Origin of the sequence: Escherichia sp. MOD1-EC7011, from assembly GCF_002965005.1 — a bacterium.
Classification (GTDB): Bacteria; Pseudomonadota; Gammaproteobacteria; order Enterobacterales; family Enterobacteriaceae; genus Escherichia; species Escherichia ruysiae.
This window is the reverse complement of record NZ_PTRD01000060.1, coordinates 16,360-39,929: the sequence shown is the minus strand read 5'-3', so window position 1 is coordinate 39,929 and position 23,570 is coordinate 16,360. Positions and strand designations below refer to the sequence as shown.

Annotated in this window: 20 protein-coding genes; 12 read left to right on the top strand and 8 right to left on the bottom strand. The window is 50.9% G+C overall.

The annotated features are described in order from the left end of the window. Window positions 1-214 precede the first annotated feature (214 nt). Window positions 215-1,045, top strand: a complete 831-nt coding sequence (locus tag A7098_RS22690; RefSeq protein WP_001088674.1) for a helix-turn-helix domain-containing protein — start codon at window positions 215-217, stop codon at window positions 1,043-1,045. A 150-nt stretch (window positions 1,046-1,195) separates the two neighbouring features. Here A7098_RS22690 and A7098_RS22685 read toward each other — a convergent pair whose 3' ends face one another. Next, complete coding sequence (locus tag A7098_RS22685) at window positions 1,196-2,332, bottom strand: HlyD family secretion protein (RefSeq protein WP_000364946.1); 1,137 nt, start codon at window positions 2,330-2,332, stop codon at window positions 1,196-1,198. A 2-nt stretch (window positions 2,333-2,334) separates the two neighbouring features. After that, window positions 2,335-2,697: a DUF3302 domain-containing protein gene (locus tag A7098_RS22680; RefSeq protein WP_000479623.1), complete on the bottom strand. Its 363-nt coding sequence runs from the start codon at window positions 2,695-2,697 to the stop codon at window positions 2,335-2,337. 536 nt (window positions 2,698-3,233) lie between these two features. On the opposite strand from A7098_RS22680, the gene mtlA reads away from it, so the two are divergent. The 3 genes from mtlA (at window position 3,234) to mtlR (ending at window position 7,112) form a co-directional block, all read left to right on the top strand. Then, window positions 3,234-5,147, top strand: coding sequence for a PTS mannitol transporter subunit IICBA (gene mtlA / locus A7098_RS22675; protein ID WP_000093249.1), 1,914 nt, complete (start codon window positions 3,234-3,236; stop codon window positions 5,145-5,147). A 229-nt stretch (window positions 5,148-5,376) separates the two neighbouring features. Further along, window positions 5,377-6,525 carry a mannitol-1-phosphate 5-dehydrogenase gene (mtlD, locus tag A7098_RS22670; protein WP_105281464.1) on the top strand — a complete coding sequence of 383 codons (1,149 nt, stop codon included), beginning with the start codon at window positions 5,377-5,379 and terminating at the stop codon, window positions 6,523-6,525. Further along, window positions 6,525-7,112: a mannitol operon repressor MtlR gene (gene mtlR, locus A7098_RS22665; RefSeq protein WP_000981834.1), complete on the top strand. Its 588-nt coding sequence runs from the start codon at window positions 6,525-6,527 to the stop codon at window positions 7,110-7,112. Before mtlD ends, mtlR begins: the two co-directional genes overlap by 1 nt. Window positions 7,113-7,122: 10 nt before the next feature. Here mtlR and yibT read toward each other — a convergent pair whose 3' ends face one another. Continuing rightward, window positions 7,123-7,332, bottom strand: a complete 210-nt coding sequence (gene yibT, locus A7098_RS22660; protein ID WP_000517102.1) for a protein YibT — start codon at window positions 7,330-7,332, stop codon at window positions 7,123-7,125. Between the two features lie 269 nt (window positions 7,333-7,601). Between yibT and A7098_RS22655 the strand changes: the two genes are divergently transcribed. From A7098_RS22655 to trmL, 7 genes are all read left to right on the top strand, one after another. After that, window positions 7,602-7,964 (top strand): YibL family ribosome-associated protein, encoded by a 363-nt coding sequence (locus A7098_RS22655; protein ID WP_000665680.1) that lies wholly within the window; start codon window positions 7,602-7,604, stop codon window positions 7,962-7,964. 490 nt (window positions 7,965-8,454) lie between these two features. After that, window positions 8,455-9,138 carry a DUF3251 domain-containing protein gene (locus tag A7098_RS22650; protein WP_105281463.1) on the top strand — a complete coding sequence of 228 codons (684 nt, stop codon included), beginning with the start codon at window positions 8,455-8,457 and terminating at the stop codon, window positions 9,136-9,138. A 43-nt stretch (window positions 9,139-9,181) separates the two neighbouring features. Then, entirely contained in the window at window positions 9,182-13,066 is a 3,885-nt protein-coding gene (locus A7098_RS22645) for a YadA-like family protein (protein ID WP_105281462.1), read from the top strand. A gap of 1,002 nt (window positions 13,067-14,068) precedes the next feature. Next, entirely contained in the window at window positions 14,069-15,724 is a 1,656-nt protein-coding gene (gene lldP, locus A7098_RS22635) for an L-lactate permease (RefSeq protein WP_105281460.1), read from the top strand. Beyond that, window positions 15,724-16,500, top strand: coding sequence for a transcriptional regulator LldR (gene lldR, locus A7098_RS22630; protein WP_105281459.1), 777 nt, complete (start codon window positions 15,724-15,726; stop codon window positions 16,498-16,500). The genes lldP and lldR overlap by 1 nt, the downstream gene beginning before the upstream one ends. Continuing rightward, window positions 16,497-17,687 (top strand): quinone-dependent L-lactate dehydrogenase, encoded by a 1,191-nt coding sequence (gene lldD, locus A7098_RS22625; RefSeq protein ID WP_105281458.1) that lies wholly within the window; start codon window positions 16,497-16,499, stop codon window positions 17,685-17,687. Before lldR ends, lldD begins: the two co-directional genes overlap by 4 nt. 268 nt (window positions 17,688-17,955) lie before the next feature. Beyond that, window positions 17,956-18,429 carry a tRNA (uridine(34)/cytosine(34)/5-carboxymethylaminomethyluridine(34)-2'-O)-methyltransferase TrmL gene (gene trmL, locus A7098_RS22620; protein WP_105281457.1) on the top strand — a complete coding sequence of 158 codons (474 nt, stop codon included), beginning with the start codon at window positions 17,956-17,958 and terminating at the stop codon, window positions 18,427-18,429. A 56-nt stretch (window positions 18,430-18,485) separates the two neighbouring features. Here the strand turns inward: trmL and cysE are convergent, their stop codons facing one another. From cysE to A7098_RS22595, 5 genes are all read right to left on the bottom strand, one after another. Continuing rightward, window positions 18,486-19,307, bottom strand: coding sequence for a serine O-acetyltransferase (cysE, locus tag A7098_RS22615; protein WP_001277564.1), 822 nt, complete (start codon window positions 19,305-19,307; stop codon window positions 18,486-18,488). A gap of 79 nt (window positions 19,308-19,386) precedes the next feature. After that, window positions 19,387-20,406: an NAD(P)H-dependent glycerol-3-phosphate dehydrogenase gene (gene gpsA, locus A7098_RS22610; protein ID WP_001076187.1), complete on the bottom strand. Its 1,020-nt coding sequence runs from the start codon at window positions 20,404-20,406 to the stop codon at window positions 19,387-19,389. Beyond that, on the bottom strand, window positions 20,406-20,873 hold the full coding sequence (gene secB / locus A7098_RS22605; protein ID WP_000003377.1) for a protein-export chaperone SecB: 468 nt from the start codon (window positions 20,871-20,873) through the stop codon (window positions 20,406-20,408). Before secB ends, gpsA begins: the two co-directional genes overlap by 1 nt. Window positions 20,874-20,935: 62 nt before the next feature. After that, window positions 20,936-21,187: a glutaredoxin 3 gene (gene grxC, locus A7098_RS22600; RefSeq protein WP_000024392.1), complete on the bottom strand. Its 252-nt coding sequence runs from the start codon at window positions 21,185-21,187 to the stop codon at window positions 20,936-20,938. Between the two features lie 141 nt (window positions 21,188-21,328). Further along, window positions 21,329-21,760, bottom strand: coding sequence for a rhodanese-like domain-containing protein (locus tag A7098_RS22595; protein WP_001156181.1), 432 nt, complete (start codon window positions 21,758-21,760; stop codon window positions 21,329-21,331). A gap of 242 nt (window positions 21,761-22,002) precedes the next feature. Here A7098_RS22595 and gpmM point away from each other — a divergent pair, with 242 nt between their 5' ends. Continuing rightward, window positions 22,003-23,547: a 2,3-bisphosphoglycerate-independent phosphoglycerate mutase gene (gene gpmM / locus A7098_RS22585; RefSeq protein WP_010344487.1), complete on the top strand. Its 1,545-nt coding sequence runs from the start codon at window positions 22,003-22,005 to the stop codon at window positions 23,545-23,547. Window positions 23,548-23,570: the final 23 nt, after the last annotated feature.

Genomic DNA, 23,570 nt, shown 5'->3' with positions numbered 1-23,570 from the left:
TCAACGTATAGGCAACCAACATAACTTCGTTAATCACGCATAATTTCATGATAATAATATTATCATTATCATAATAAAGTTTAATTAACATATCATAACATATTGTTTTTAATTAACATTTATGTTTTGACTTTTTTTCCCCATACGTTGAAATTTCGAGTTTACACAACGTAAAAACTCATGAAATTATATATACAAAGCATGAGGTGGCTTTATGAATAGTCGAGTTGCTTGTACCAAGTTTGACCTCCCTATCAATACTAATTTGGATAACAATCACACGCTTACATTAAAAAAAATACGTTTTTACAATAGTGCAGTGATTTTTATCAGAAATGCACAATTAGTGATTAAGGCAACAGATGGGGATGTTATTGATATCTCTCCCGGCTCTTTGTGTTATATAGAAAAGAACCTCGTCATTGATGCAACATTAAAAGTGCTTGGAAGTGGCGTACCCTATGATATTTATACTATTGATAGTGATATATTAAGTAGTGTCTGTAAGGTCATGGAACCGATTTTGTCAGGGCAACGTTTAGTTACCCAGGTTAGAAAAAGAATATTTTTTTATAAACTGGAAGAAACAGATAAAGAAATTTTTAGACGACTTATGAGTGATGATTTACCACCATACAGGCAAGTTTATAAGATTGCTTATTTACTTTCCAGGATTCATGAAATTGAGCCACTTGCGTATTCCTTGTCTGTATCAACAGATATTACCTTTACCGAGAAGCTCAAAAAAATCATCGAAGCAGATTTATCAAGAGGATGGAAACTGAGCGATCTGAGAGATATCTTGCATATGTCAGAAGTTTCAATTCGGAAAAAACTTGAAAGAGAAAATAATAACTTCAACGCGTTAGTTTTAGATATCAGAATGCAGCATGCGGCGAAAATGATCACATCCACTGAAAAACATATAAATAGAATTTCGTATGATGTTGGATATACAAGCACATCTTATTTCATTCGAAACTTTAAAAATTACTTTGGGATTACACCGAAACAGTTTTCTCTGAAGGTTAAACGAAAAGTCTAATATCTAAATTCTACAGAATAGTTGTTTATCCTGTGTATTAACAGTAAATGCATCAAATGGCATGAACTTAGCTACCAGTTCTGGCAATAGCCAGTAAGCCAGAACTGTGACTATTCCTGCCAATAGCGCCTGTACCTCCAGGCCTCCCCCTCAATGATCCAAATAAAGATAATGCATCCAACTGGTCATTCTCAGCAGCACTTTCCGCATCACCGAAACATGGCTGAAATGGTCGGAGTAAACTGCCACCTGGGCGTAGATGCCGTCGGGTAAGGCATCGATATCAGCGTTAGGGTCGAGTTCAATGGTTCCCAGCACACCATCCGTTCCGGGCACGACCGTTAACGATTGCAGCACCCCCTGCGCCTGATACGAACCGCCAGGCACCACCGGCAAAATACTGGTCAGTTTGCCGTGGAATACCTGCCCAGGCAGCGCGTTAAACACCACTTCTGCTTCATCACCGGGTTTCAGACGTAACAGTGAATTTTGCCGAAATTGGGCAACAATTTGCCGTTTTTGCTCAGGGATGAAGACCATTACCGGACGCAGCGGTAAAGCTGCCGCGTAAGTGCCTGGGCGGATCAGTACCTGAGTAACGTAGCCGTTGCTTGGTGCGCGAATAATGGTTTGCTCAAGGTTATATTTTGCTTCAGTAAGTTGCGCCCTTAAGCTGACAATCTGTGATTGCTCACCGTTGACCATGCTGTCGAGCTGGCTCTGGATCTGCGCCTGCTCCGCCACCGAACCTTTCACCAGCGCATCCTGCGCGAGGAAATTCTGCCGCGCGTCGTCGATGTCACGTTCTGAGAACGGATTGACCGTCGCCTGGCTGCCTTTCAGATAACGTTGATAATTTTTAAACAGTCGGTCGCGCTCCGCTGAAACCTGGGTGGTGTTGGCCTGCGCTTCAGTGAGCTGCGCGCGCAGCGTTTTGATATTATGCGTCGCCGTCATCAAATCAGCCTGGAGTCTGTCTACTCGCGCCTGATAACGTACCGGGTCGAGCTTAAAAAGCACTTCGCCCTTTTGAATAAGCTGATTATTTTTGTCGGTGACTTCAGTCACGATCCCCGTCACCTGTGGCGTGATGGGGATAGCTATCACTGCCTTTTGCGCGGTAAAAGTGTAAGGATGGTTGTAGTTCATCAATAAAATCAAACCACTCACCAGAAACACGCCACCCAGCGCCGCCGTCGCCAGCGTCCACTGATTCACCGGAATGCGGAAGATTTTAAATACTGCCCATGCCAGCGCCACGTAAGTTAAAACAATTAACAGATCCATAATCAGATCTCCGGGAACGTGGAATAGTCACTCTTTTTTTCAGCTGCAAGTTGGTGCTCCAGCCGGGAAATACGGTCAGAAAGCGCGGCAATTTCCGGGTCAGTTGCTTTCTCCTGCGACGCAACATGTGACTGCATTCCCCAGCCGCGCTCTGGCTGGTAAAGCGTTGCCCAGATCCACAGAAACGGCCAGATTACATGCAGGGTAAACAGACTTACCCAACCCGCCGTATGAATAGCGTCGGCGTGGGGATGGTTGCGCTTTTTGGCAATAAGATAGGGGATGTCATGTATCGCGATGATTCCATAAAAAATCACCAGAAAGACGAAGATCAGCACTCCCAACGCGAAGTAGTTTAGAAACATATCTGCCTCGGATTCACGCTTATCAGTGTTGTTTTTTGGCTGGCAGCCGGAAGGGAGTCAGGCTGATACTTTGACATTAATCTGCGTTTGCCAATCTCGCCATCACACCGAAGGATAATTTTAAAAGGCGATGAGTTGCTCAGTTACAAAACTGTCTTAAGGCAAAGTCAGAACATGTTGCAGATCACATCAGGTGAATTACCGAAGAAAATATCTTGTGATTCAGATCACAAAGATTCAACAAACCATCAAAATAAAATTGTGACATTACTCACATTTGAATGCCATTTTTAGCGGAAATCGCCGTCTTGTTGTTTTTTTACACAGTTATTTTGTGATGAGCATCACGTCAATTACCTCTCTACCCCCTATATTTATGTGACTGATATCACACAAAAGGCCGCCGACTGGACAGTTAACCGATTCAGTGCCAGATTTCGCAGTATCTACAAGGTCCGGCTACCTCTGCCGCCACATTAACAAAAAACCTCGGGCTTCCAGCCTGCGCGACAGCAAACATAAGAAGGGGTGTTTTTATGTCATCCGATATTAAGATCAAAGTGCAAAGCTTTGGTCGTTTCCTCAGCAACATGGTGATGCCAAATATCGGCGCGTTTATCGCGTGGGGTATCATCACCGCGTTATTTATTCCAACAGGGTGGTTACCGAACGAAACGCTGGCGAAGCTGGTCGGGCCGATGATCACTTATCTCCTGCCGCTGCTGATCGGTTATACCGGTGGTAAGCTGGTAGGCGGCGAACGTGGCGGCGTGGTTGGTGCTATCACTACCATGGGCGTTATCGTCGGCGCAGACATGCCGATGTTCCTCGGTTCTATGATTGCAGGTCCGCTGGGCGGCTGGTGTATTAAGCACTTCGACCGCTGGGTAGACGGTAAAATCAAATCCGGTTTTGAGATGCTGGTGAATAACTTCTCCGCTGGCATCATCGGGATGATCCTCGCCATTCTGGCCTTCCTCGGCATTGGCCCGATTGTTGAAGCTCTGTCTAAAATGCTGGCTGCGGGCGTTAACTTCATGGTTGTCCATGACATGCTGCCGCTGGCGTCTATCTTTGTTGAACCGGCGAAAATCCTGTTCCTCAACAACGCCATTAACCACGGTATCTTCTCGCCGCTGGGTATTCAGCAGTCCCATGAACTGGGTAAATCCATCTTCTTCCTGATTGAAGCGAACCCGGGTCCGGGTATGGGCGTGCTGCTGGCGTACATGTTCTTTGGTCGTGGTAGTGCGAAACAGTCTGCGGGCGGTGCGGCAATCATCCACTTCCTGGGTGGTATCCACGAAATCTACTTCCCGTATGTACTGATGAATCCGCGTCTGATTCTGGCCGTTATCCTCGGCGGTATGACTGGCGTGTTCACGCTGACTATCCTGGGCGGTGGTCTGGTTTCTCCGGCATCTCCGGGTTCTATCCTCGCGGTACTGGCGATGACGCCAAAAGGTGCTTACTTCGCTAACATCGCGGGTGTGTGTGCGGCGATGGCGGTCTCCTTCGTTGTCTCTGCTATTTTGCTGAAAACCAGCAAAGTGAAAGAAGAAGACGATATTGAAGCAGCAACTCGTCGTATGCAGGACATGAAAGCTGAGTCTAAAGGTGCGTCTCCGCTGTCTGCGGGCGATGTGACTAACGACCTGAGCCACGTGCGTAAAATCATCGTTGCCTGTGACGCCGGTATGGGTTCCAGTGCGATGGGTGCAGGCGTGCTGCGTAAGAAAATTCAGGATGCAGGTCTGTCGCAGATTTCTGTTACTAACAGCGCGATCAACAACCTGCCGCCGGATGTAGATCTGGTCATCACTCACCGTGACCTGACCGAACGCGCTATGCGTCAGGTGCCGCAGGCACAGCATATTTCGCTGACTAACTTCCTCGACAGCGGCCTGTACACCAGCCTGACCGAACGTCTGGTTGCTGCCCAGCGTCATACTGAAAACGAAGTGAAAGTGAAAGACAGCCTGAAAGACAGCTTTGACGATTCTAACGCCAACCTGTTTAAGCTCGGTGCGGAGAACATCTTCCTCGGTCGCAAAGCAGCCACCAAAGAAGAAGCGATTCGCTTTGCCGGCGAACAACTGGTGAAAGGCGGCTATGTTGAGCCGGAATACGTACAGGCGATGCTGGATCGAGAAAAACTGACCCCGACTTATCTGGGTGAGTCCATCGCAGTGCCGCACGGTACGGTTGAAGCGAAAGATCGCGTACTGAAAACGGGTGTCGTGTTCTGTCAGTATCCGGAAGGTGTGCGCTTCGGTGAAGAAGAAGATGACATTGCCCGCCTGGTGATTGGTATTGCTGCCCGTAATAACGAGCACATTCAGGTTATCACCAGCCTGACCAACGCGCTGGATGATGAGTCCGTCATCGAGCGTCTGGCACACACCACCAGCGTGGATGAAGTGCTGGAACTGCTGGCAGGTCGTAAGTAATCCAGGCCCACCCTCTCCTCATGGAGACGGTGGGGCTGATTGCCTGATGCGCTTTGCTTATCAGGCCTACAAAACAAAGCGCAGTTTGTTAAATTTGCACGTTCTTGTAGGCCGGATAAGGCGTTTACGCCGCATCCGGCGCTGCCCCTCTCCACATGGAGAGGGTTTGGGTGAGGGAAAAGCCTCACCCCAGCCCTCTTGGGTAAAAACATTGATGAAGGTTAATACTATGAAAGCATTACATTTTGGCGCAGGTAATATCGGTCGTGGCTTTATCGGTAAACTGCTGGCAGACGCGGGTATCCAACTGACGTTTGCCGATGTCAATCAGGTGGTACTTGATGCCCTGAATGCCCGTCATAGCTATCAGGTTCACGTTGTCGGCGAAACCGAGCAGGTGGATACCGTTACCGGCGTTAATGCCGTCAGCAGCATTGGCGACGATGTGGTGGATTTAATCGCCCAGGTTGATTTAGTCACCACCGCAGTTGGCCCGGTCGTGCTGGAACGCATTGCTCCGGCAATCGCCAAAGGGCTGGTGAAACGTAAAGAGCAAGGTAATGACTCCCCGCTAAACATTATCGCCTGTGAAAACATGGTACGCGGCACAACGCAACTGAAAGGCCATGTGATGAACGCCCTGCCGGAAGACGCCAAAGCGTGGGTAGAAGAACACGTTGGCTTTGTTGATTCCGCCGTTGACCGTATCGTACCGCCTTCAGCGTCTGCAACGAATGATCCGCTGGAAGTCACTGTTGAAACCTTCAGCGAATGGATTGTCGATAAAACTCAGTTCAAAGGCACGCTGCCGAACATTCCTGGTATGGAGTTAACCGACAACCTGATGGCGTTTGTCGAACGTAAGCTCTTCACCCTGAACACAGGCCATGCTATAACCGCGTACCTTGGAAAACTGGCGGGTCATCAGACTATTCGTGACGCGATTCTCGACGAGAAAATCCGTGCGGTGGTAAAAGGGGCGATGGAAGAAAGCGGCGCGGTACTGATTAAGCGTTACGGCTTTGACGCGGACAAGCACGCGGCGTACATCCAGAAAATCCTCGGCCGTTTCGAGAACCCGTATCTGAAAGATGATGTAGAGCGCGTAGGCCGTCAGCCGCTGCGTAAACTGAGTGCTGGCGACCGTCTGATCAAGCCACTGCTGGGTACACTGGAATACGGCCTTCCGCACAAGAATCTGATTCAGGGGATTGCTGGTGCAATGCACTTCCGCAGTGAAGATGATCCGCAGGCTCAGGAGCTGGCAGCACTGATCGCTGACAAAGGTCCGCAGGCGGCGCTGGCACAGATTTCCGGTCTTGATGCCAACAGCGAGGTTGTATCCGAGGCAGTAACCGCTTATAACGCAATGCAATAATGATGAACCAGGCGCAGGGCTCCCTGCGCCCGAATAACAGATTGTCAGATATGCAGGCAACAATGGAACAAACCCAGGCCTTTGAAAACCGTGTGCTTGAGCGTCTGAATGCTGGCAAAACCGTGCGAAGCTTTCTGATTACCGCCGTCGATCTCCTGACCGAGGCGGTGAATCTTTTGGTGCTTCAGGTATTCCGCAAAGACGATTACGCGGTGAAGTATGCTGTAGAACCGTTACTCGACGGCGATGGTCCGCTGGGCGACCTGTCCGTGCGCTTAAAGCTGATTTATGGGCTTGGCGTAATTAGTCGCCATGAATACGAAGATGCGGAACTGTTGATGGCGCTGCGGGAAGAGCTGAACCACGACGGCAACGAGTACGCATTTACCGATGATGAAATTCTTGGGCCATTTGGCGAACTGCATTGCGTGGCGGCACTACCACCGCCGCCACAGTTTGAACCAATAGACTCCAGTTTGTATGCGATGCAAGTTCAGCGTTACCAACAGGCTGTGCGATCAACAATGGTCCTTTCACTGACAGAGCTGATTTCCAAAATCAGCTTAAAAAAAGCCTTTCAAAAGTAAGTACTTTCGCTTACTTCTCCTCTACCGGATTCGGCCGATAAAGTCGGCGATAATATTCCAGACGTTGTAGATATAACGGCACGCTTTCCTCAGGTATACCGGATGGAATCGCGTTACGGGGGGGAAGTTTATTCAGATACTCCCGGAACGCCTGGCTTGATGCCATGAAATCTACGGCTTTATCAATAAGAAGCGGAACGTTTTCACCTAATTTGCCCATAATAATATCTCCGTATTACCCCGCGCCGGGAAAGCGCGACCGCCGATTTTAGTTTAGATCCCGATAAAAATGACATTAAGGAAAACGTGCGAAATCCACAACGCTTGCCCTCACCTTCTGATTATATTGTTTATTAATCAATATATTATATGATTTTTGAACACAAGATTTGTTACCCGACAAAACTATTACAATGCCATCGGTTGTGAACAAAGCACCTCGTCGCGCATACTAGGGGCTATAAATTTATCTTTATCAGAAGCCATCCCATGAAAGAAGTCGAAAAAAACGAAATCAAACGTCTCAGCGATCGTCTGGACGCCATCCGTCACCAGCAGGCCGATCTGTCGCTGGTTGAAGCCGCAGACAAATATGCCGAACTGGAAAAAGAGAAAGCTACGCTGGAAGCTGAAATTGCCCGCCTGCGTGAAGTTCATAGCCAGAAACTCAGCAAAGAAGCACAAAAGCTGATGAAGATGCCGTTCCAGCGTGCGATTACCAAAAAAGAACAAGCCGATATGGGTAAGCTGAAGAAAAGCGTTCGGGGGCTTGTGGTTGTACATCCGATGACCGCACTGGGTCGTGAAATGGGTCTGCAAGAGATGACCGGGTTCTCAAAGACAGCATTTTAACCCTCTTACCTGTATATCTCCCTCACATCCCGCGTTTCTAAATGCGGGATGTAACAAATATCCTCCTCTTTTTCCTCTGTTTCCTCGTAGAGTCTACTTTTTACCAATGGCACTAAATCTGAAAATGCATTCAGTAAAAGGTTTGGTTCGACGCCTAAAAATGGAAGATATCATTCATAAAATAAAACTTTTGCCGTTATTTTTTCCATCCACATTCTAAAAACTCACCCAAAACATTTATTGTGTGAATATTAAATGAAAGCTATTTTTCTGCTTTAAATGCAGTGTTTGACATCTGATAACCCTCCTCATTAAAATCCGCCTCCCTAACACAATTAAACAATTTTAAAACTTAATAAATAATTTTCATAATAAATATATTCGCAACATTCATAAAGCCAGCCGTATAAATCGCAAAAGCATCAACCACAAATGGACACATCCCTTAGACCGCGTTGGTATCAGGGATGATATGTAAGGATAAGTTTATATGAAAGTGAATAAATTATTGATAAGCGTCCTGGCGGCTTCGACAATACTGATGCTGTCAGGTTGTGATTATGTCGAAAAAAACAAAGTCGTTGATGAACTCACAAAACAACAAGAAGAACAAAAGGCCAGAATTGATCAACTCGAAAAACGATTAGAACAAGAAACCAAAAAGACAAACACCATTGAAAAACAAAGCATTAGTCTAATAAACAGTACAAAGCTGCTGGCTCAGGTAGTGAAAGAGATTAAGCATCAGCAAGATACATTTGTCTTTACTGAATTTAACCCCGATCAAACAAAATATTTCATTTTAAATAACGGTTCGGTAGGTATTGCCGGCAGGGTGTTATCTGTTGAAGCAATAGAAAATGGCAGTGTTATTCATATGTCATTGGCCAATTTATTAAGTATTCCCGTATCAAATATTGGTTTTCATGCCACCTGGGGCGGTGAAAGGCCGAGTAATCTAAAAGAATATGCCAAATGGCAACAGCTACTATTTAGCACCACTATGAACTCCACGCTGAAATTATTACCAGGTCAATGGCAAGACATTAACTTAACGTTAAAAGGGGTGTCTCCCAATAACCTGAAATACCTGAAGTTGGCTATTAATATGCAGAATATCAACTTCGACAACCTTCCACCTGCTGATAACCGGCAGAAAAAAAGCAAAAAATAAATGCAGTCATTGCACTTATATCAAGGAATAGAGAGCAACAACAATGAACAAAATTTTTAAAGTTATCTGGAACCCTGCGACGGGAAGTTACAGCGTCGCCAGCGAAACGGCAAAAAGTCGTGGGAAAAAGAGCGGGCGCAGTAAGCTGTTAATTTCTGCGCTGGTTGCAGGTGGGATGATGTCGTCGTTTGGGGCAGGTGCTTCTGTCAGTCTTGATGGTGGTACATATTCTGATGGCACCGAACTTACTGATGCATGGATTGCTATTGGTAAAGGTGCGAAAGCTTCCTCTGTAGGCGGTAGCACAGCAAGTATTTCTATTGGGGTAAATGCAATCTCTGCTGCTGGGGCTACTGCAGTGGGTTATAACAGTAATGCTACTGGACAAAGTTCAGTATCAATGGGGCAGCTATCGAAAGCCACAGGGAGCAGGGGGGTTGCTATCGGCAGTGGCGCTAGTGCCATTGGCGACTATACAGTTGCATTAGCGGTTGGCTCCAGTGATAGCGGTGAGAGTGCAGTGGCAATAGGTCAAGGTTCCGGAGCCCAAAATAAAGGTAGTGTTGCGTTAGGTAACAGAGCGTCATCATTAGGAGAAAAATCGGTAGCACTAGGGGTAGACAGTAAGGCCACTGGTGACGATAGCCTGGCATTAGGTAGAAACGCCTTGGGCAATAGCACAGGTTCCATTGCAATGGGTGCCGAAAGCGAAGCCAATGGATTATATAGTTTGGCATTAGGCGCAAGCAGCGTAGCTAACGCGGACAATACCGTTGCGCTCGGATATGGTGCCAATGCAGCCAAAGCTGGAGCAATGGCTTTCGGTCAGGCAGGAAAGGCAGATGGTGTAAATTCTATTGCGTTGGGTAATAGTAGTCTGGCAGGTAACGAAAACAGTATTGCGATTGGACAAAAAAGCTCAGCAGGACCTGAAAACAGTATTGCGATTGGTGGCCAAACCAGTGTAACAGGTGCTAACTCCGTTGCCCTGGGCACAGGTTCTGTCGCAAAGCTAGAGAATAGTGTTTCTGTGGGGAACGACACACTACAGCGTAAAATTGTTAATATGGCAAAAGGGAGTATCGCTAAGGATAGCAACGATGCCATCAATGGCTCACAACTTTTTGATATTAGCAAATCAATAGCCGATCGCCTTGGTGGTGGAGCCTCCGTCGATACGACGGGGACAGGAATAGTTACCGCTCCTAGCTATCAACTGCAAAGCGGTGTCTTTGGTAATGTCGGCGACGCATTAGAGGGTCTCGACAATAATACGTTGCAATGGGACTCGGTTAAAAAGGCATACAGCGCAGCACACGGCTCCGATGCCACCAGCAAAATTACCAATATTAAGGATGGCGATATTTCTGCGACCAGTAAAGATGCGGTTAACGGCTCGCAGTTAAAAACCACTAACGACAATGTGGCAACCAACACCACTAACATCGCTACTAACACCACCAACATCACCAATCTGACTGATACGGTGAACAACCTCGGTGAAGATGCGCTGAAATGGGATGACGCCGCAAGCGCATTCACCGCTGCACACGGCACCGAAACCACCAGCAAAATCACTAACGTCACCGCTGGAACAATCTCGTCTACCAGTACCGACGCTGTTAACGGTGGGCAACTGTTTAGCTTAAGTGATTCACTGGCAGACTATTTTGGCGGTAACGCCTCGGTTGATGAAAACGGTGTATTTACTGGCCCGTCCTACACCATCGGTAGCAACAGCTACGATAACGTAGGTGATGCGCTGGCGGCGATTAACACCTCCTTTAGTACTTCACTGGGCGACGCTCTGCTGTGGGATGAAACGGCAAGTGCATTCAGCGCCGGCCACGGTGGCAATGCCAGCAAAATTACCAATGTCGCAAATGGTGCCGTTTCTGAAACCAGCACCGATGCCATCAATGGTGGGCAACTCTACGGTGTGAGCAACTCTGTTGTTGATGCCCTGGGCGGTGGCGCCGCAGTAAATGCTGACGGTAGCATCAGTGCGCCGACGTACTCCATTGCTGATACCGATTACAATAACGTCGGTGATGCTCTGGACGCGATCGACTCAACCCTGGATGATGCGCTGCTCTGGGACGCAACCGCCGGTGAAAATGGTGCGTTCAGCGCCAGCCGCGATGGCAAAGCCAGCGTAATCACTAATGTTGCTAATGGTGATATTTCTGAAACCAGTACTGATGCAATTAATGGTTCACAGTTGTTCGCCACCAACACGTTGATCAATCAGCAAAATGAGATCATCAACCAGATTGCCGGTAATACCAGCATAGACTACATCGAAGAGAACGGTGCGGGTCTGAACTATGCGCGTACTAATGACACCGGCTTAACCTTTATTGATGCGAGCGCATCAGGTACTGGCGCTACAGCGGTGGGCTATAACGCTGTCGCTTCCGGCGAAAGCAGTGTCGCAATTGGTCAGAATAGCAGCAGCAGCGTTGATACTGGTATCGCGCTGGGTAGCGAATCCGTCTCCAGTCGTGTGATTGTTAAAGGTTCTCGTAACACCAGCGTAACCGAAGAAGGCGTTGTGATTGGTTACGACACCACAGACGGCGAACTGCTTGGCGCATTGTCGATTGGCGATGATGGTAAATATCGTCAAATCATCAACGTTGCCGATGGTACTGAATCCCATGACGCCGTGACTGTACGCCAGTTGCAAAACGCCATTGGTGCTGTCGCCACTACGCCGACCAAGTACTACCATGCCAACTCAACGGAAGAAGATTCACTGGCGGTAGGTACTGACTCGCTGGCGATGGGCGCGAAAACTATCGTTAATGCTGACGCGGGTATTGGTATCGGCCTGAACACTCTGGTTCTGCCAGATGCCATCAACGGTATTGCTATCGGTTCTAACGCACGCGCCAACCATGCAAACAGTATTGCAATGGGTAATGGTTCTCAGACCACTCGCGGCGCTCAGACTGGCTACACCGCCTACAACATGGACGCGCCGCAGAACTCTGTCGGTGAGTTCTCTGTCGGCAGTGAAGACGGTCAACGTCAGATCACTAATGTCGCGGCGGGTTCGGCAGATACCGATGCCGTTAACGTTGGTCAGTTGAAAGTGACGGACGCACAGGTTTCCCAGAACACCCAGAGCATTACTAACCTGAATACTCAGGTAACGAATCTGGATACCCGCGTCACCAATATCGAAAACGGTATTGGCGATATCGTAAGCACCGGTAGCACCAAGTACTTCAAGACCAACACCGATGGCGTAGATGCTAACGCGCAGGGTAAAGACAGTGTTGCGATTGGCTCTGGCTCTATTGCTGCCGCTGATAACAGCGTTGCGCTGGGTACTGGCTCTGTGGCAAACGAAGAAAATACGATCTCCGTAGGTTCTTCCACTAACCAACGCCGTATCACCAACGTTGCCGCTGGTAAAAATGCTACTGACGCGGTTAACGTTGCGCAGTTGAAGTCTTCCGAAGCAGGCGGCGTGCGCTATGACACCAAAGCTGACGGTTCTGTTGACTACAGCAATATCACTCTCGGCGGTGGTAATGGCGGAACGACTCGCATCAGCAACGTTTCCGCTGGCGTTAACAACAACGACGCGGTGAACTACGCGCAGTTGAAGCAAAGCGTGCAGGAAACGAAGCAATACACCGATCAGCGCATGGTTGAGATGGATAACAAACTGTCCAAAACCGAAAGCAAGTTGAGCGGTGGTATCGCTTCTGCAATGGCGATGACCGGTCTGCCGCAGGCTTACACGCCAGGTGCCAGCATGGCCTCCATTGGTGGCGGTACATACAACGGTGAATCGGCTGTTGCTTTAGGTGTGTCGATGGTGAGCGCCAACGGTCGTTGGGTCTACAAATTACAAGGTAGTACCAATAGCCAGGGTGAATACTCCGCCGCACTTGGTGCCGGTATTCAGTGGTAATGACCCATTAAGTTAGTGTGACTAAGGGCAATTCTCTGAGGAGGGTTGCCCTTTTTTTGTTTGAAAATTGCACAAATTGTGACTTCGGCTTTTTGACATTAACTTGAGGTTACATGCGCGCTGCCCCTCTCACCCCGACCCTCTCCCCAAAGGGGCGAGGGGGAAAAACGTGTTGCATCTGATACCGTGCATAATGGTTTTCTTGCATCTCCGGGCTGGTGTGGGGTCTCGTGCCCGCTGCCCCCTCACCCCGACCCTCTCCCCAAAGGGGCGAGGGGGAAAACGTGCTGCATCTGATACCGTGCATAATGGTTTTCTTGCATCTCCGGGCTGGTGTGGGGTCTCGTGCGCGCTGCCCCCTCACCCCGACCCTCTCTCCAAAGGGGCGAGGGGGAAAAACGTGCTGCATCTGATACCGTGCATAATGGTTTTCTTGCATCTCCGGGCTGGTGTGGGGTCTCGTGCGCGCTGCCCCCTCACCCCGACCCACTCCCCAAAGGGGCGAGGGGGAAAACGTGCTGCCTCTGATACCGTGCATAATGGTTTTCTTGCATTGCCGGGCTGATGTGGGGTCTCGTGCGCGCTGCCCCCTCACCCCGACCCTCTCCCCAAAGGGGCGAGGGGGAAAAACGTGCTGCATCTGATACCGTGCATAATGGTTTTCTTGCATTGCTGAAGGACGCGCTCCATCTAACACCGAGCACAATCAGTCCCCTCGCCCCTCCGGGGAGAGGGTTAGGGTGAGGGGCACAAGCCAGCTCCGCAGCAAATTTTTCTCCCCCACAATAATTGGCCCTACCAATTCTTCGCTTATCTGACCTCTGGTTCACAGTTCCCCAATTAAAACTCACATTAACGTTGCCAATGCATAACATTTAGTTAACCATTCATTGTCATTATCCCTACACAACAAAATTGGCAGTGCCACTTTTACACAACGTGTGACAAGGAGATGAGCAACAGACTCATTACACGATGTGCGTGGCCTCCAGGAGACCTGCAATGAATCTCTGGCAACAAAACTACGATCCCGCCGGGAATATCTGGCTTTCCAGCCTGATAGCATCGCTTCCCATCCTGTTTTTTTTCTTTGCGCTGATTAAGCTCAAACTAAAAGGCTATGTCGCCGCTACATGGACGGTAGCAATCGCCCTTGCGGTGGCTTTGCTGTTCTACAAAATGCCGGTCGCCAACGCGCTGGCCTCGGTCGTTTATGGATTCTTCTACGGCTTGTGGCCCATCGCGTGGATCATTATTGCGGCGGTGTTCGTCTATAAGATCTCGGTGAAAACCGGACAGTTTGACATCATCCGCTCGTCTATTCTTTCAATAACCCCTGACCAGCGCCTGCAAATGCTGATCGTCGGTTTCTGTTTCGGCGCATTTCTCGAAGGTGCCGCAGGCTTTGGCGCACCGGTAGCAATTACCGCCGCATTGCTGGTCGGGCTGGGCTTTAAACCGCTGTACGCCGCCGGGTTGTGCCTGATTGTTAACACCGCGCCGGTGGCATTTGGCGCGATGGGCATTCCGATTCTGGTTGCCGGACAGGTGACAGGCATCGACAGCTTTGAGATTGGCCAGATGGTCGGTCGTCAGCTACCGTTTATGACCATTATCGTCCTGTTCTGGATCATGGCGATTATGGATGGCTGGCGCGGTATCAAAGAAACCTGGCCTGCGGTCGTGGTTGCGGGCGGCTCGTTTGCCATCGCTCAGTACCTTAGCTCTAACTTTATTGGGCCGGAACTGCCGGACATTATCTCTTCGCTGGTATCGCTGCTCTGCCTGACGCTGTTCCTCAAACGTTGGCAGCCGGTGCGCGTTTTCCGCTTCGGCGATCTGGGTGCATCCCAGGTTGATATGACGCTGGCTCACACCGGTTACACCGCAGGTCAGGTGTTACGTGCCTGGACACCGTTCCTGTTCCTGACCGCCACCGTAACGCTGTGGAGTATTCCGCCGTTTAAAGCCTTGTTCGCTTCGGGTGGTGTGCTGTATGAGTGGGTGATCAACATTCCGGTGCCGTATCTCGACAAACTGGTTGCCCGTATGCCGCCAGTTGTCAGCGAAGCCACTGCCTATGCCGCCGTGTTTAAGTTTGACTGGTTCTCTGCCACCGGTACTGCCATTCTGTTTGCTGCGCTGCTCTCTATCGTCTGGCTGAAGATGAAACCCTCTGACGCCATCAGCACTTTCGGCAGCACACTGAAAGAACTGGCGCTCCCCATCTACTCCATCGGCATGGTGCTGGCGTTCGCCTTTATCTCAAACTATTCCGGGCTGTCGTCAACGCTGGCGCTGGCACTGGCGCATACCGGTCATGCATTCACCTTCTTCTCGCCGTTCCTCGGCTGGCTGGGGGTATTCCTGACCGGGTCGGATACGTCATCTAACGCCCTGTTTGCCGCGCTGCAAGCCACCGCAGCACAACAAATTGGCGTCTCTGATCTGTTGCTGGTTGCTGCCAACACCACCGGCGGAGTCACCGGCAAAATGATCTCCCCGCAGTCCATCGCCATTGCCTGTGCGGCGGTAGGACTCGTGGGCAAAGAGTCAGATCTGTTCCGCTTTACTGTCAAACACAGCCTGATATTCACCTGTATGGTGGGCGTGATGACCACGCTTCAGGCCTACGTCTTAACGTGGATGATTCCGTAATGATGGTTATACCCAGACGCCTGTCAGACGAGGTAGCTTCCCGTGTGCGGGCGCTGATTGATGAACAAAATCTGGAGGCGGGCATGAAGTTGCCCGCTGAACGTCAACTGGCGATGCAACTCGGCGTATCGCGTAATTCCCTGCGCGAGGCGCTGGCAAAACTGGTCAGTGAAGGTGTGCTGCTTAGTCGTCGCGGTGGCGGGACGTTTATCCGCTGGCGCCATGACGCGTGGTCGGAGCAAAACATCGTCCAGCCGCTGAAAACGCTGATGGCTGATGATCCGGATTACAGCTTCGATATTCTGGAAGCCCGCTACGCCATTGAGGCCAGCACCGCCTGGCACGCAGCAATGCGTGCCACACAAGCCGATAAAGAAAAGATACAGCTCTGCTTTGAAGCGACGCTGAGTGAAGACCCGGATCTCGCCTCGCAAGCGGACGTTCGTTTTCATCTGGCAATTGCCGAAGCCTCACATAACATCGTGCTGCTGCAAACCATGCGCGGTTTCTTTGATGTCCTGCAATCTTCAGTGATGCAAAGTCGTCAGCGGATGTATCTGGTGCCGCCCGTTTTTTCGCAACTGACTGAACAGCATCAGGCGGTCATTAACGCCATTTTTGCCGGTGATGCCGACGGTGCGCGTAAAGCAATGATGGCGCACCTCAGCTTTGTCCACACCACCATGAAACGATTCGATGAAGATCAGGCTCGCCGTGCACGCATTACCCGCCTGCCCGGTGAGCATAATGAGCATTCGAGGGAGAAAAACGCATGATTATTTCCGCAGCCAGCGATTATCGCGCCGCAGCGCAACGCATTTTGCCGCCGTTCCTGTTCCACTATATGGATGGTGGTGCATATTCTGAATACACGCTGCGCCGCAACGTGGAGGATTTGTCAGAAGTGGCGCTGCGCCAGCGTATTCTGAAAAACATGTCCGACTTAAGCCTGGAAACGACGCTGTTTAATGAGAAATTGTCGATGCCAGTGGCGCTGGCTCCGGTGGGTTTGTGCGGCATGTATGCGCGTCGCGGCGAAGTTCAGGCAGCCAAAGCGGCTGATGCGCATGGCATTCCGTTTACTCTCTCAACGGTTTCAGTTTGCCCGATTGAAGAAGTCGCTCCAGCTATCAAACGTCCGATGTGGTTCCAGCTTTATGTGCTGCGCGATCGCGGCTTTATGCGTAACGCACTGGAACGGGCAAAAGCGGCGGGCTGTTCGACACTGGTTTTCACCGTAGATATGCCGACGCCGGGTGCGCGTTATCGTGATGCACATTCTGGTATGAGCGGCCCGAACGCTGCAATGCGCCGCTACTTGCAGGCGGTGACGCATCCGCAATGGGCATGGGATGTCGGCCTGAACGGTCGTCCGCATGATTTAGGTAATATTTCGGCTTACCTCGGCAAACCGACCGGACTGGAAGATTACATCGGCTGGCTGGGGAATAACTTCGATCCGTCCATCTCATGGAAAGACCTTGAGTGGATCCGCGATTTCTGGGATGGCCCGATGGTGATCAAAGGGATCCTCGACCCGGAAGATGCGCGTGATGCAGTACGTTTTGGTGCTGACGGGATTGTGGTTTCTAACCACGGCGGCCGCCAGTTAGATGGCGTACTCTCTTCTGCCCGTGCGCTGCCTGCGATTGCGGATGCGGTGAAAGGCGATATCGCCATTCTGGCAGATAGCGGGATTCGTAACGGACTTGATGTCGTGCGTATGATCGCGCTCGGTGCCGATACCGTACTGCTGGGTCGTGCGTTCCTGTATGCGCTGGCAACAGCGGGTCAGGCGGGCGTGGCGAACTTGCTGAATCTGATCGAGAAAGAGATGAAAGTGGCGATGACGCTGACTGGCGCGAAATCGATCGGTGAAATTACGGAAGATTCGCTGGTTCAGGGGCTGGGTAAAGAGTTGCCTGCGGCGCTGGCTCCGATGGCGAAAGGGAATGCAGCATAGTCGTTTGCGCCCCCTCACCCTAACCCTCTCCCTCAGGGAGAGGGAACCGATCGGCGCTGTCTGTACTCCCTCAGGCTGAAAACAATTCCTCGCCCTATTTTCCTCCAGGCTTCTTTAAGGTGAGGAGAAAAGACCTTACCTGCCCGACACTACATTGTCTCCCTCACCTTTTCTCCCTCACCCCTCCGGGGAGAGGGCCGGGGTGAGGGGAAAAGGCCGCACTAATCCCCGATTTTCTGCTATCCTGCCCCCGCACTAAGGGGGCAGTATGCTAAACATCGTACTTTACGAACCAGAAATTCCGCCAAACACTGGCAACATCATCCGTCTTTGCGCTAATACCGGCTTTCGTCTGCATATCATCGAACCGATGGGATTTGCCTGGGACGATAAGCGCCTGCGCCGCGCGGGGCTGGACTATCACGAGTTTACTGCCGTTACGCGTCATCATGACTATAGCGCGTTCCTTAGAGCAGAAAATCCCCAGCGTCTGTTTGCCTTCACCACTAAAGGCACACCCGCCCATAGCGCCGTAAGCTATCAGGATGGCGACTATCTGATGTTCGGCCCGGAAACACGCGGCCTGCCAGCGAGCATTCTTGATGCTCTGCCCGCTGAACAAAAAATTCGGATTCCGATGGTGCCGGACAGCCGCAGCATGAACCTGTCCAATGCGGTGTCGGTCGTGGTGTATGAAGCCTGGCGGCAGTTGGGATATCCGGGAGCGGTGTTGAGAGATTAGTTACGCCAGGCCGGATAAGATGCGGTTAGCATCGCATCCGGCACGAGCACAGGACGTCAGATCCCATCCCCATACTCAAACGTATGGTGAATGCCGTTAAAATGCTGATCCATATCCATTGACGGTTTATCGCTGTCTGGTTTACCGACGATACGCGCCGGAACGCCAGCAGCGGTAGTATGCGGCGGCACTGGTTGCAGCACGACAGAACCCGCGCCAATCTTCGCGCCACGCCCGACTTCAATATTGCCGAGAATTTTCGCGCCCGCGCCAATCATCACGCCTTCACGAATTTTTGGGTGACGGTCGCCGCTGGTTTTGCCCGTACCGCCAAGGGTGACGGATTGCAGAATCGACACGTCGTTTTCAATCACCGCTGTTTCACCAACGACGATGCCTGTCGCGTGGTCGAGCATGATACCGCGACCAATTTTTGCCGCCGGGTGAATATCGACCTGAAAAGTCACAGACACCTGGTTTTGCAGGAAAATAGCCAGTGCGCGACGCCCCTGATTCCACAGCCAGTGACCGATGCGATACGCCTGCAAGGCATGAAAACCTTTCAGGTATAACAATGGGGTTGAGTATTTATCAACTGCCGGGTCACGGGTACGCACCGCCTGAATATCGCAGGCCGCAGAAGCGATCATTTCCGGGTCAGCGGCGTAGGCTTCTTCCACCACTTCACGGATAGCAATAGCAGGCATAATCGGCGATGACAGCTTGTTCGCCAGCATGTAGCTCAGTGCACTGCCAAGGTTTTCATGCTTGAGTAGCGTTGCGTGGTAAAAACTGGCCAGCATTGGCTCACAGTCCGCCAGCGTTCTGGCTTCCGCTTTAATATTGTTCCAGACAATTTCCAGTTCTTCACACGACATTGCTTACTCCACACGATGAGATAATGACCGGCTCGTTCTGCGCGAGCCGGGTCATAGCGGTAACAAAGGTTCCCTGGGTTTAGTGGCTGCTTCGCTCGTCCTTGCGTGCACGACCTAATAAAGTCAATGCTGCCTCGCGCGCGTTTTTTCCGCAATATAATACTTGATAAATTTCCTCGGTTATTGGCATTTCAACGCCGAAGCGGTGCGCCAGTTCGCGGACTTCTTTCGTATTGCGGTAGCCTTCCACCACCTGACCAATCTTCTCTTGCGCGCTTTGTACATCCATGCCCTGACCGAGCATCATGCCAAAACGGCGGTTCCGCGACTGGTTGTCGGTGCAGGTAAGCACCAGATCGCCCAGACCGGCCATGCCCATAAAGGTGGCAGGATCGGCGCCCAGCGCCGTGCCCAGACGCGACATTTCAGCCAGACCACGGGTGATCAGCGCCGTTCGCGCATTCGCCCCGAAACCGATACCGTCGGACATGCCGGCACCGATCGCAATGACGTTTTTCACCGCGCCGCCAAGCTGCACGCCAATGAAATCCGGGTTGCTGTAAACGCGGAAACTTTTGCCGCAGTGCAGCAGTTGCTGGAGGTCATCAGCAAAGGTTTGATCGGTAGAGGCCAGCGAAATGGCCGTTGGTAAACCCGCCGCCAGTTCTTTCGCAAAAGTCGGGCCAGAGATAACCGCCAGTGGAATTTGATCGCCTAACGCCTCGCGCGCTACGTCCTGTAACAGACGCCCTGTTTCCGCTTCCAGCCCTTTTGTCGCCCACACCAGGCGCGCATCAGGGCGCAGCAGCGGTTTAATCTGGCGCAGCACTTCACCAAAGACATGGCTGGGTACGACGACGAGAATATTGCGGCTGGCTGCCAGTGCGGTGGCGAGATCGCTTTCAAGGTGAAGCGTATCGGGAAAAGGCACATCGGGGAGAAACGCGGCGTTACAGCGGTCGCGTTCAAGCGTCGCGATATGTTCAGGGTCATGGCCCCAGAGGACAACCTCGTGGCCATTTCTTGCCAGGGTGATGGCAAGAGCGGTGCCGTACGAGCCGGCACCGATCACAGTCATTGAAGCATTACGTTGGTTCATCAGGCATCCTGATGTTCTTCAGTACCTTCGCCAGCCTGCTGCTGCAAATAGTTCATGAACAGCGCATCGAAGTTAACCGGCGCAAGGTTCAGTTGCGGGAACGTACCGCGAGATACCATGCTGGTGATGCATTCACGAGCATACGGGAACAGAATGTTCGGGCAGTATGCGCCCAGGCAATGTGCCATCTGGGTGCCTTCGATACCCGCGATGGAGAAAATACCGCCCTGCTGAACTTCGCACAGGAACGCGGTTTCTTCGCCCAGGGATGCCGTTACGGTAACACGCAGTACCACTTCGTAAACGTCATCTGCCAGTTGAGAAGATGCCGTATCCAGATCAAGTTTAACTTCTGGCTGCCAATCTTTCTGGAAAACGTGCGGCGCGTTCGGCGCTTCGAAAGAAATATCCTTGGTATAAATACGCTGGATCTGGAAGGTCATTTCGGTGTTGTTTTGTTCTGACATGTGTAGAAAACCCTTAAGTGTTGTCCTTAAATACTGCGCAGTGTAATGCCAACGTTAATACGTTATTTCAGCAGGGGATCCAGTCCACCACGTGCATCCAATGCATACAAGTCGTCACAGCCGCCAATGTGCTGTGCGTCAATAAAAATTTGCGGAACCGTGGTGCGACCACTGCGTTTGATCATCTCTTCACGCTTAGCGGCGTTGCCATCAATCGGTAGCTCCTGGAAACTTACGCCCTTGCTGCTCAGCAGTGCTTTTGCACGATGGCAATACGGGCAGGTTTCTTTGGTATAGATTTCAACATTGGCCATAACTTAGCTCCTGTTTTTTTACCCTGAAATTTCATATTGCAGGGCGGCTGCAAAATGGAGTGTCCCCAGAAGCTTATATCAATAAGTCGCTGGGGGTCTAATTGCAGCTAACGGCCTGCGGCATGAAAGATGGCAGGTAAATTATTTGCCGCGCACCAGAGGCAAGTTTTCGCCAGCCCAGCCAGCGACGCCTTCTTTCAGCACGAATACTTGCGCAAAACCCGCTTTCGTCAGCGCGTTTGCAGGCTCCTGGCACTGCATACCAGAACCGTCTACCACGATGACCGGTTTGTCTTTGTGCTTCTCAAGTTCACCAACATTGTTGGCTTTGATTTCGCTCGGCAACAAATTGATAGAACCTGCGATATGGCCTTTACGGAAGTCATCACGCTGGCGTAAATCCACAACCACTGCGTCTTCTTTGTTGATCAGACGCGTAGCTTCACCACGAGTAATTACCTTCACTTTTGAGGTCAGGCTCTTAAACGTAGTAACAAGAACCGCCACCAGTAACGCGATCCAGGCGATACTCAGTATGGGATGACGGCCAACAAATTGCATAATTTCTTGCATGGGGGGTAATAACTCCCGACGTAGTGATTAAAAACCAGGGAAGGAGTATACCTGCGCGTTGCGGCAAATACAGCCAGCGCGTGCACCGGAATGCAATTTTGCGGCACGCTACGAAAAAAAATCGCAAATCTGGCATCGGCTTGCCGCGAGCGGTCGTATATTTTGATCTTCAGAGGCTATTTTATCGATTCAGCTGTAGTAAAATTACGCAAATTTTGACTCTTGAGTATGAGGTTGTCGCAATGTCGGTTTCTAAAAAACCTATGGTACTGGTGATTCTGGATGGCTATGGCTATCGTGAAGAACAACAGGATAACGCCATTTTTAGTGCTAAAACCCCGGTAATGGATGCACTGTGGGCCAATCGTCCGCATACCCTGATCGACGCTTCCGGTCTGGAAGTCGGTCTGCCTGACCGTCAGATGGGTAACTCCGAAGTAGGCCACGTTAACCTGGGTGCCGGCCGCATCGTGTATCAGGACCTGACTCGTCTGGACGTTGAAATCAAAGATCGCGCTTTCTTCGCTAACCCGGTGCTGACTGGTGCGGTAGATAAAGCGAAAAACGCGGGCAAAGCGGTACACATTATGGGTCTGCTCTCCGCAGGCGGCGTACACAGCCACGAAGATCACATCATGGCGATGGTAGAGCTGGCGGCTGAACGTGGCGCAGAGAAAATCTACCTGCACGCATTCCTTGACGGTCGCGACACCCCGCCGCGCAGTGCTGAATCCTCACTGAAAAAATTCGAAGAGAAATTTGCCGCGCTGGGTAAAGGCCGCGTAGCGTCCATCATTGGTCGTTACTACGCAATGGATCGCGATAACCGTTGGGATCGCGTTGAAAAAGCTTATGACCTGCTGACTCTGGCGCAAGGTGAGTTCCAGGCTGATACCGCCGTTGCTGGTTTGCAGGCCGCTTATGCTCGCGACGAAAACGACGAGTTTGTGAAAGCGACCGTTATCCGTGCTGAAGGCCAGCCAGATGCAGCGATGGAAGACGGCGATGCGCTGATTTTCATGAACTTCCGCGCTGACCGCGCACGTGAAATCACTCGTGCATTCGTGAACGCTGATTTCGACGGCTTCGCGCGTAAGAAAGTGGTTAACATCGATTTCGTGATGCTGACCGAATACGCCGCTGACATCAAAACTGCCGTTGCTTACCCACCAGCCTCTCTGGTTAACACCTTCGGCGAGTGGATGGCGAAAAACGATAAAACTCAGCTGCGTATTTCCGAAACCGAAAAATATGCCCACGTCACTTTCTTCTTCAACGGTGGCGTAGAAGAGTCGTTCAAAGGCGAAGATCGCATTCTGATCAACTCGCCGAAAGTGGCTACCTACGATCTGCAGCCGGAAATGAGCTCCGCAGAGCTGACCGAAAAACTGGTTGCTGCCATCAAGAGCGGCAAATACGACACCATTATCTGTAACTATCCGAACGGCGACATGGTAGGTCACACCGGGGTGATGGAAGCAGCAGTTAAAGCAGTTGAAGCACTGGATCACTGCGTGGCAGAAGTGACCAAAGCTGTTGAGTCCGTGGGTGGACAACTGCTGATCACCGCTGACCACGGTAACGCTGAACAGATGCGCGATCCGGCTACGGGTCAGGCTCACACGGCGCATACCAACCTGCCTGTTCCGCTGATTTACGTTGGCGATAAGAACGTGAAAGCAGTTGAAGGTGGCAAACTTTCTGACATCGCGCCGACCATGCTCTCTTTAATGGGTATGGAAATCCCGCAAGAGATGACTGGTAAGCCGCTGTTCATCGTGGAATAATCCCTCCCCATGAGGGGAAAGGC

What these genes read in the sequence shown, in the direction of transcription:
- A7098_RS22685 (WP_000364946.1), bottom strand. Translation starts at nt 2,332, where the DNA reads ATGGATCTGTTAATTGTTTTAACTTACGTGGCGCTGGCATGGGCAGTA.
- grxC (WP_000024392.1), bottom strand. Translation starts at nt 21,187, where the DNA reads ATGGCCAATGTTGAAATCTATACCAAAGAAACCTGCCCGTATTGCCAT.
- gpmM (WP_010344487.1), top strand. Translation starts at nt 22,003, where the DNA reads ATGTCGGTTTCTAAAAAACCTATGGTACTGGTGATTCTGGATGGCTAT.
- cysE (WP_001277564.1), bottom strand. Translation starts at nt 19,307, where the DNA reads ATGTCGTGTGAAGAACTGGAAATTGTCTGGAACAATATTAAAGCGGAA.
- mtlA (WP_000093249.1), top strand. Translation starts at nt 3,234, where the DNA reads ATGTCATCCGATATTAAGATCAAAGTGCAAAGCTTTGGTCGTTTCCTC.
- gpsA (WP_001076187.1), bottom strand. Translation starts at nt 20,406, where the DNA reads ATGAACCAACGTAATGCTTCAATGACTGTGATCGGTGCCGGCTCGTAC.
- yibT (WP_000517102.1), bottom strand. Translation starts at nt 7,332, where the DNA reads ATGGGCAAATTAGGTGAAAACGTTCCGCTTCTTATTGATAAAGCCGTA.
- trmL (WP_105281457.1), top strand. Translation starts at nt 17,956, where the DNA reads ATGCTAAACATCGTACTTTACGAACCAGAAATTCCGCCAAACACTGGC.
- lldR (WP_105281459.1), top strand. Translation starts at nt 15,724, where the DNA reads ATGATGGTTATACCCAGACGCCTGTCAGACGAGGTAGCTTCCCGTGTG.
- mtlR (WP_000981834.1), top strand. Translation starts at nt 6,525, where the DNA reads ATGATGAACCAGGCGCAGGGCTCCCTGCGCCCGAATAACAGATTGTCA.
- lldD (WP_105281458.1), top strand. Translation starts at nt 16,497, where the DNA reads ATGATTATTTCCGCAGCCAGCGATTATCGCGCCGCAGCGCAACGCATT.
- A7098_RS22690 (WP_001088674.1), top strand. Translation starts at nt 215, where the DNA reads ATGAATAGTCGAGTTGCTTGTACCAAGTTTGACCTCCCTATCAATACT.
- A7098_RS22680 (WP_000479623.1), bottom strand. Translation starts at nt 2,697, where the DNA reads ATGTTTCTAAACTACTTCGCGTTGGGAGTGCTGATCTTCGTCTTTCTG.
- A7098_RS22645 (WP_105281462.1), top strand. Translation starts at nt 9,182, where the DNA reads ATGAACAAAATTTTTAAAGTTATCTGGAACCCTGCGACGGGAAGTTAC.
- secB (WP_000003377.1), bottom strand. Translation starts at nt 20,873, where the DNA reads ATGTCAGAACAAAACAACACCGAAATGACCTTCCAGATCCAGCGTATT.
- A7098_RS22595 (WP_001156181.1), bottom strand. Translation starts at nt 21,760, where the DNA reads ATGCAAGAAATTATGCAATTTGTTGGCCGTCATCCCATACTGAGTATC.
- A7098_RS22655 (WP_000665680.1), top strand. Translation starts at nt 7,602, where the DNA reads ATGAAAGAAGTCGAAAAAAACGAAATCAAACGTCTCAGCGATCGTCTG.
- lldP (WP_105281460.1), top strand. Translation starts at nt 14,069, where the DNA reads ATGAATCTCTGGCAACAAAACTACGATCCCGCCGGGAATATCTGGCTT.
- mtlD (WP_105281464.1), top strand. Translation starts at nt 5,377, where the DNA reads ATGAAAGCATTACATTTTGGCGCAGGTAATATCGGTCGTGGCTTTATC.
- A7098_RS22650 (WP_105281463.1), top strand. Translation starts at nt 8,455, where the DNA reads ATGAAAGTGAATAAATTATTGATAAGCGTCCTGGCGGCTTCGACAATA.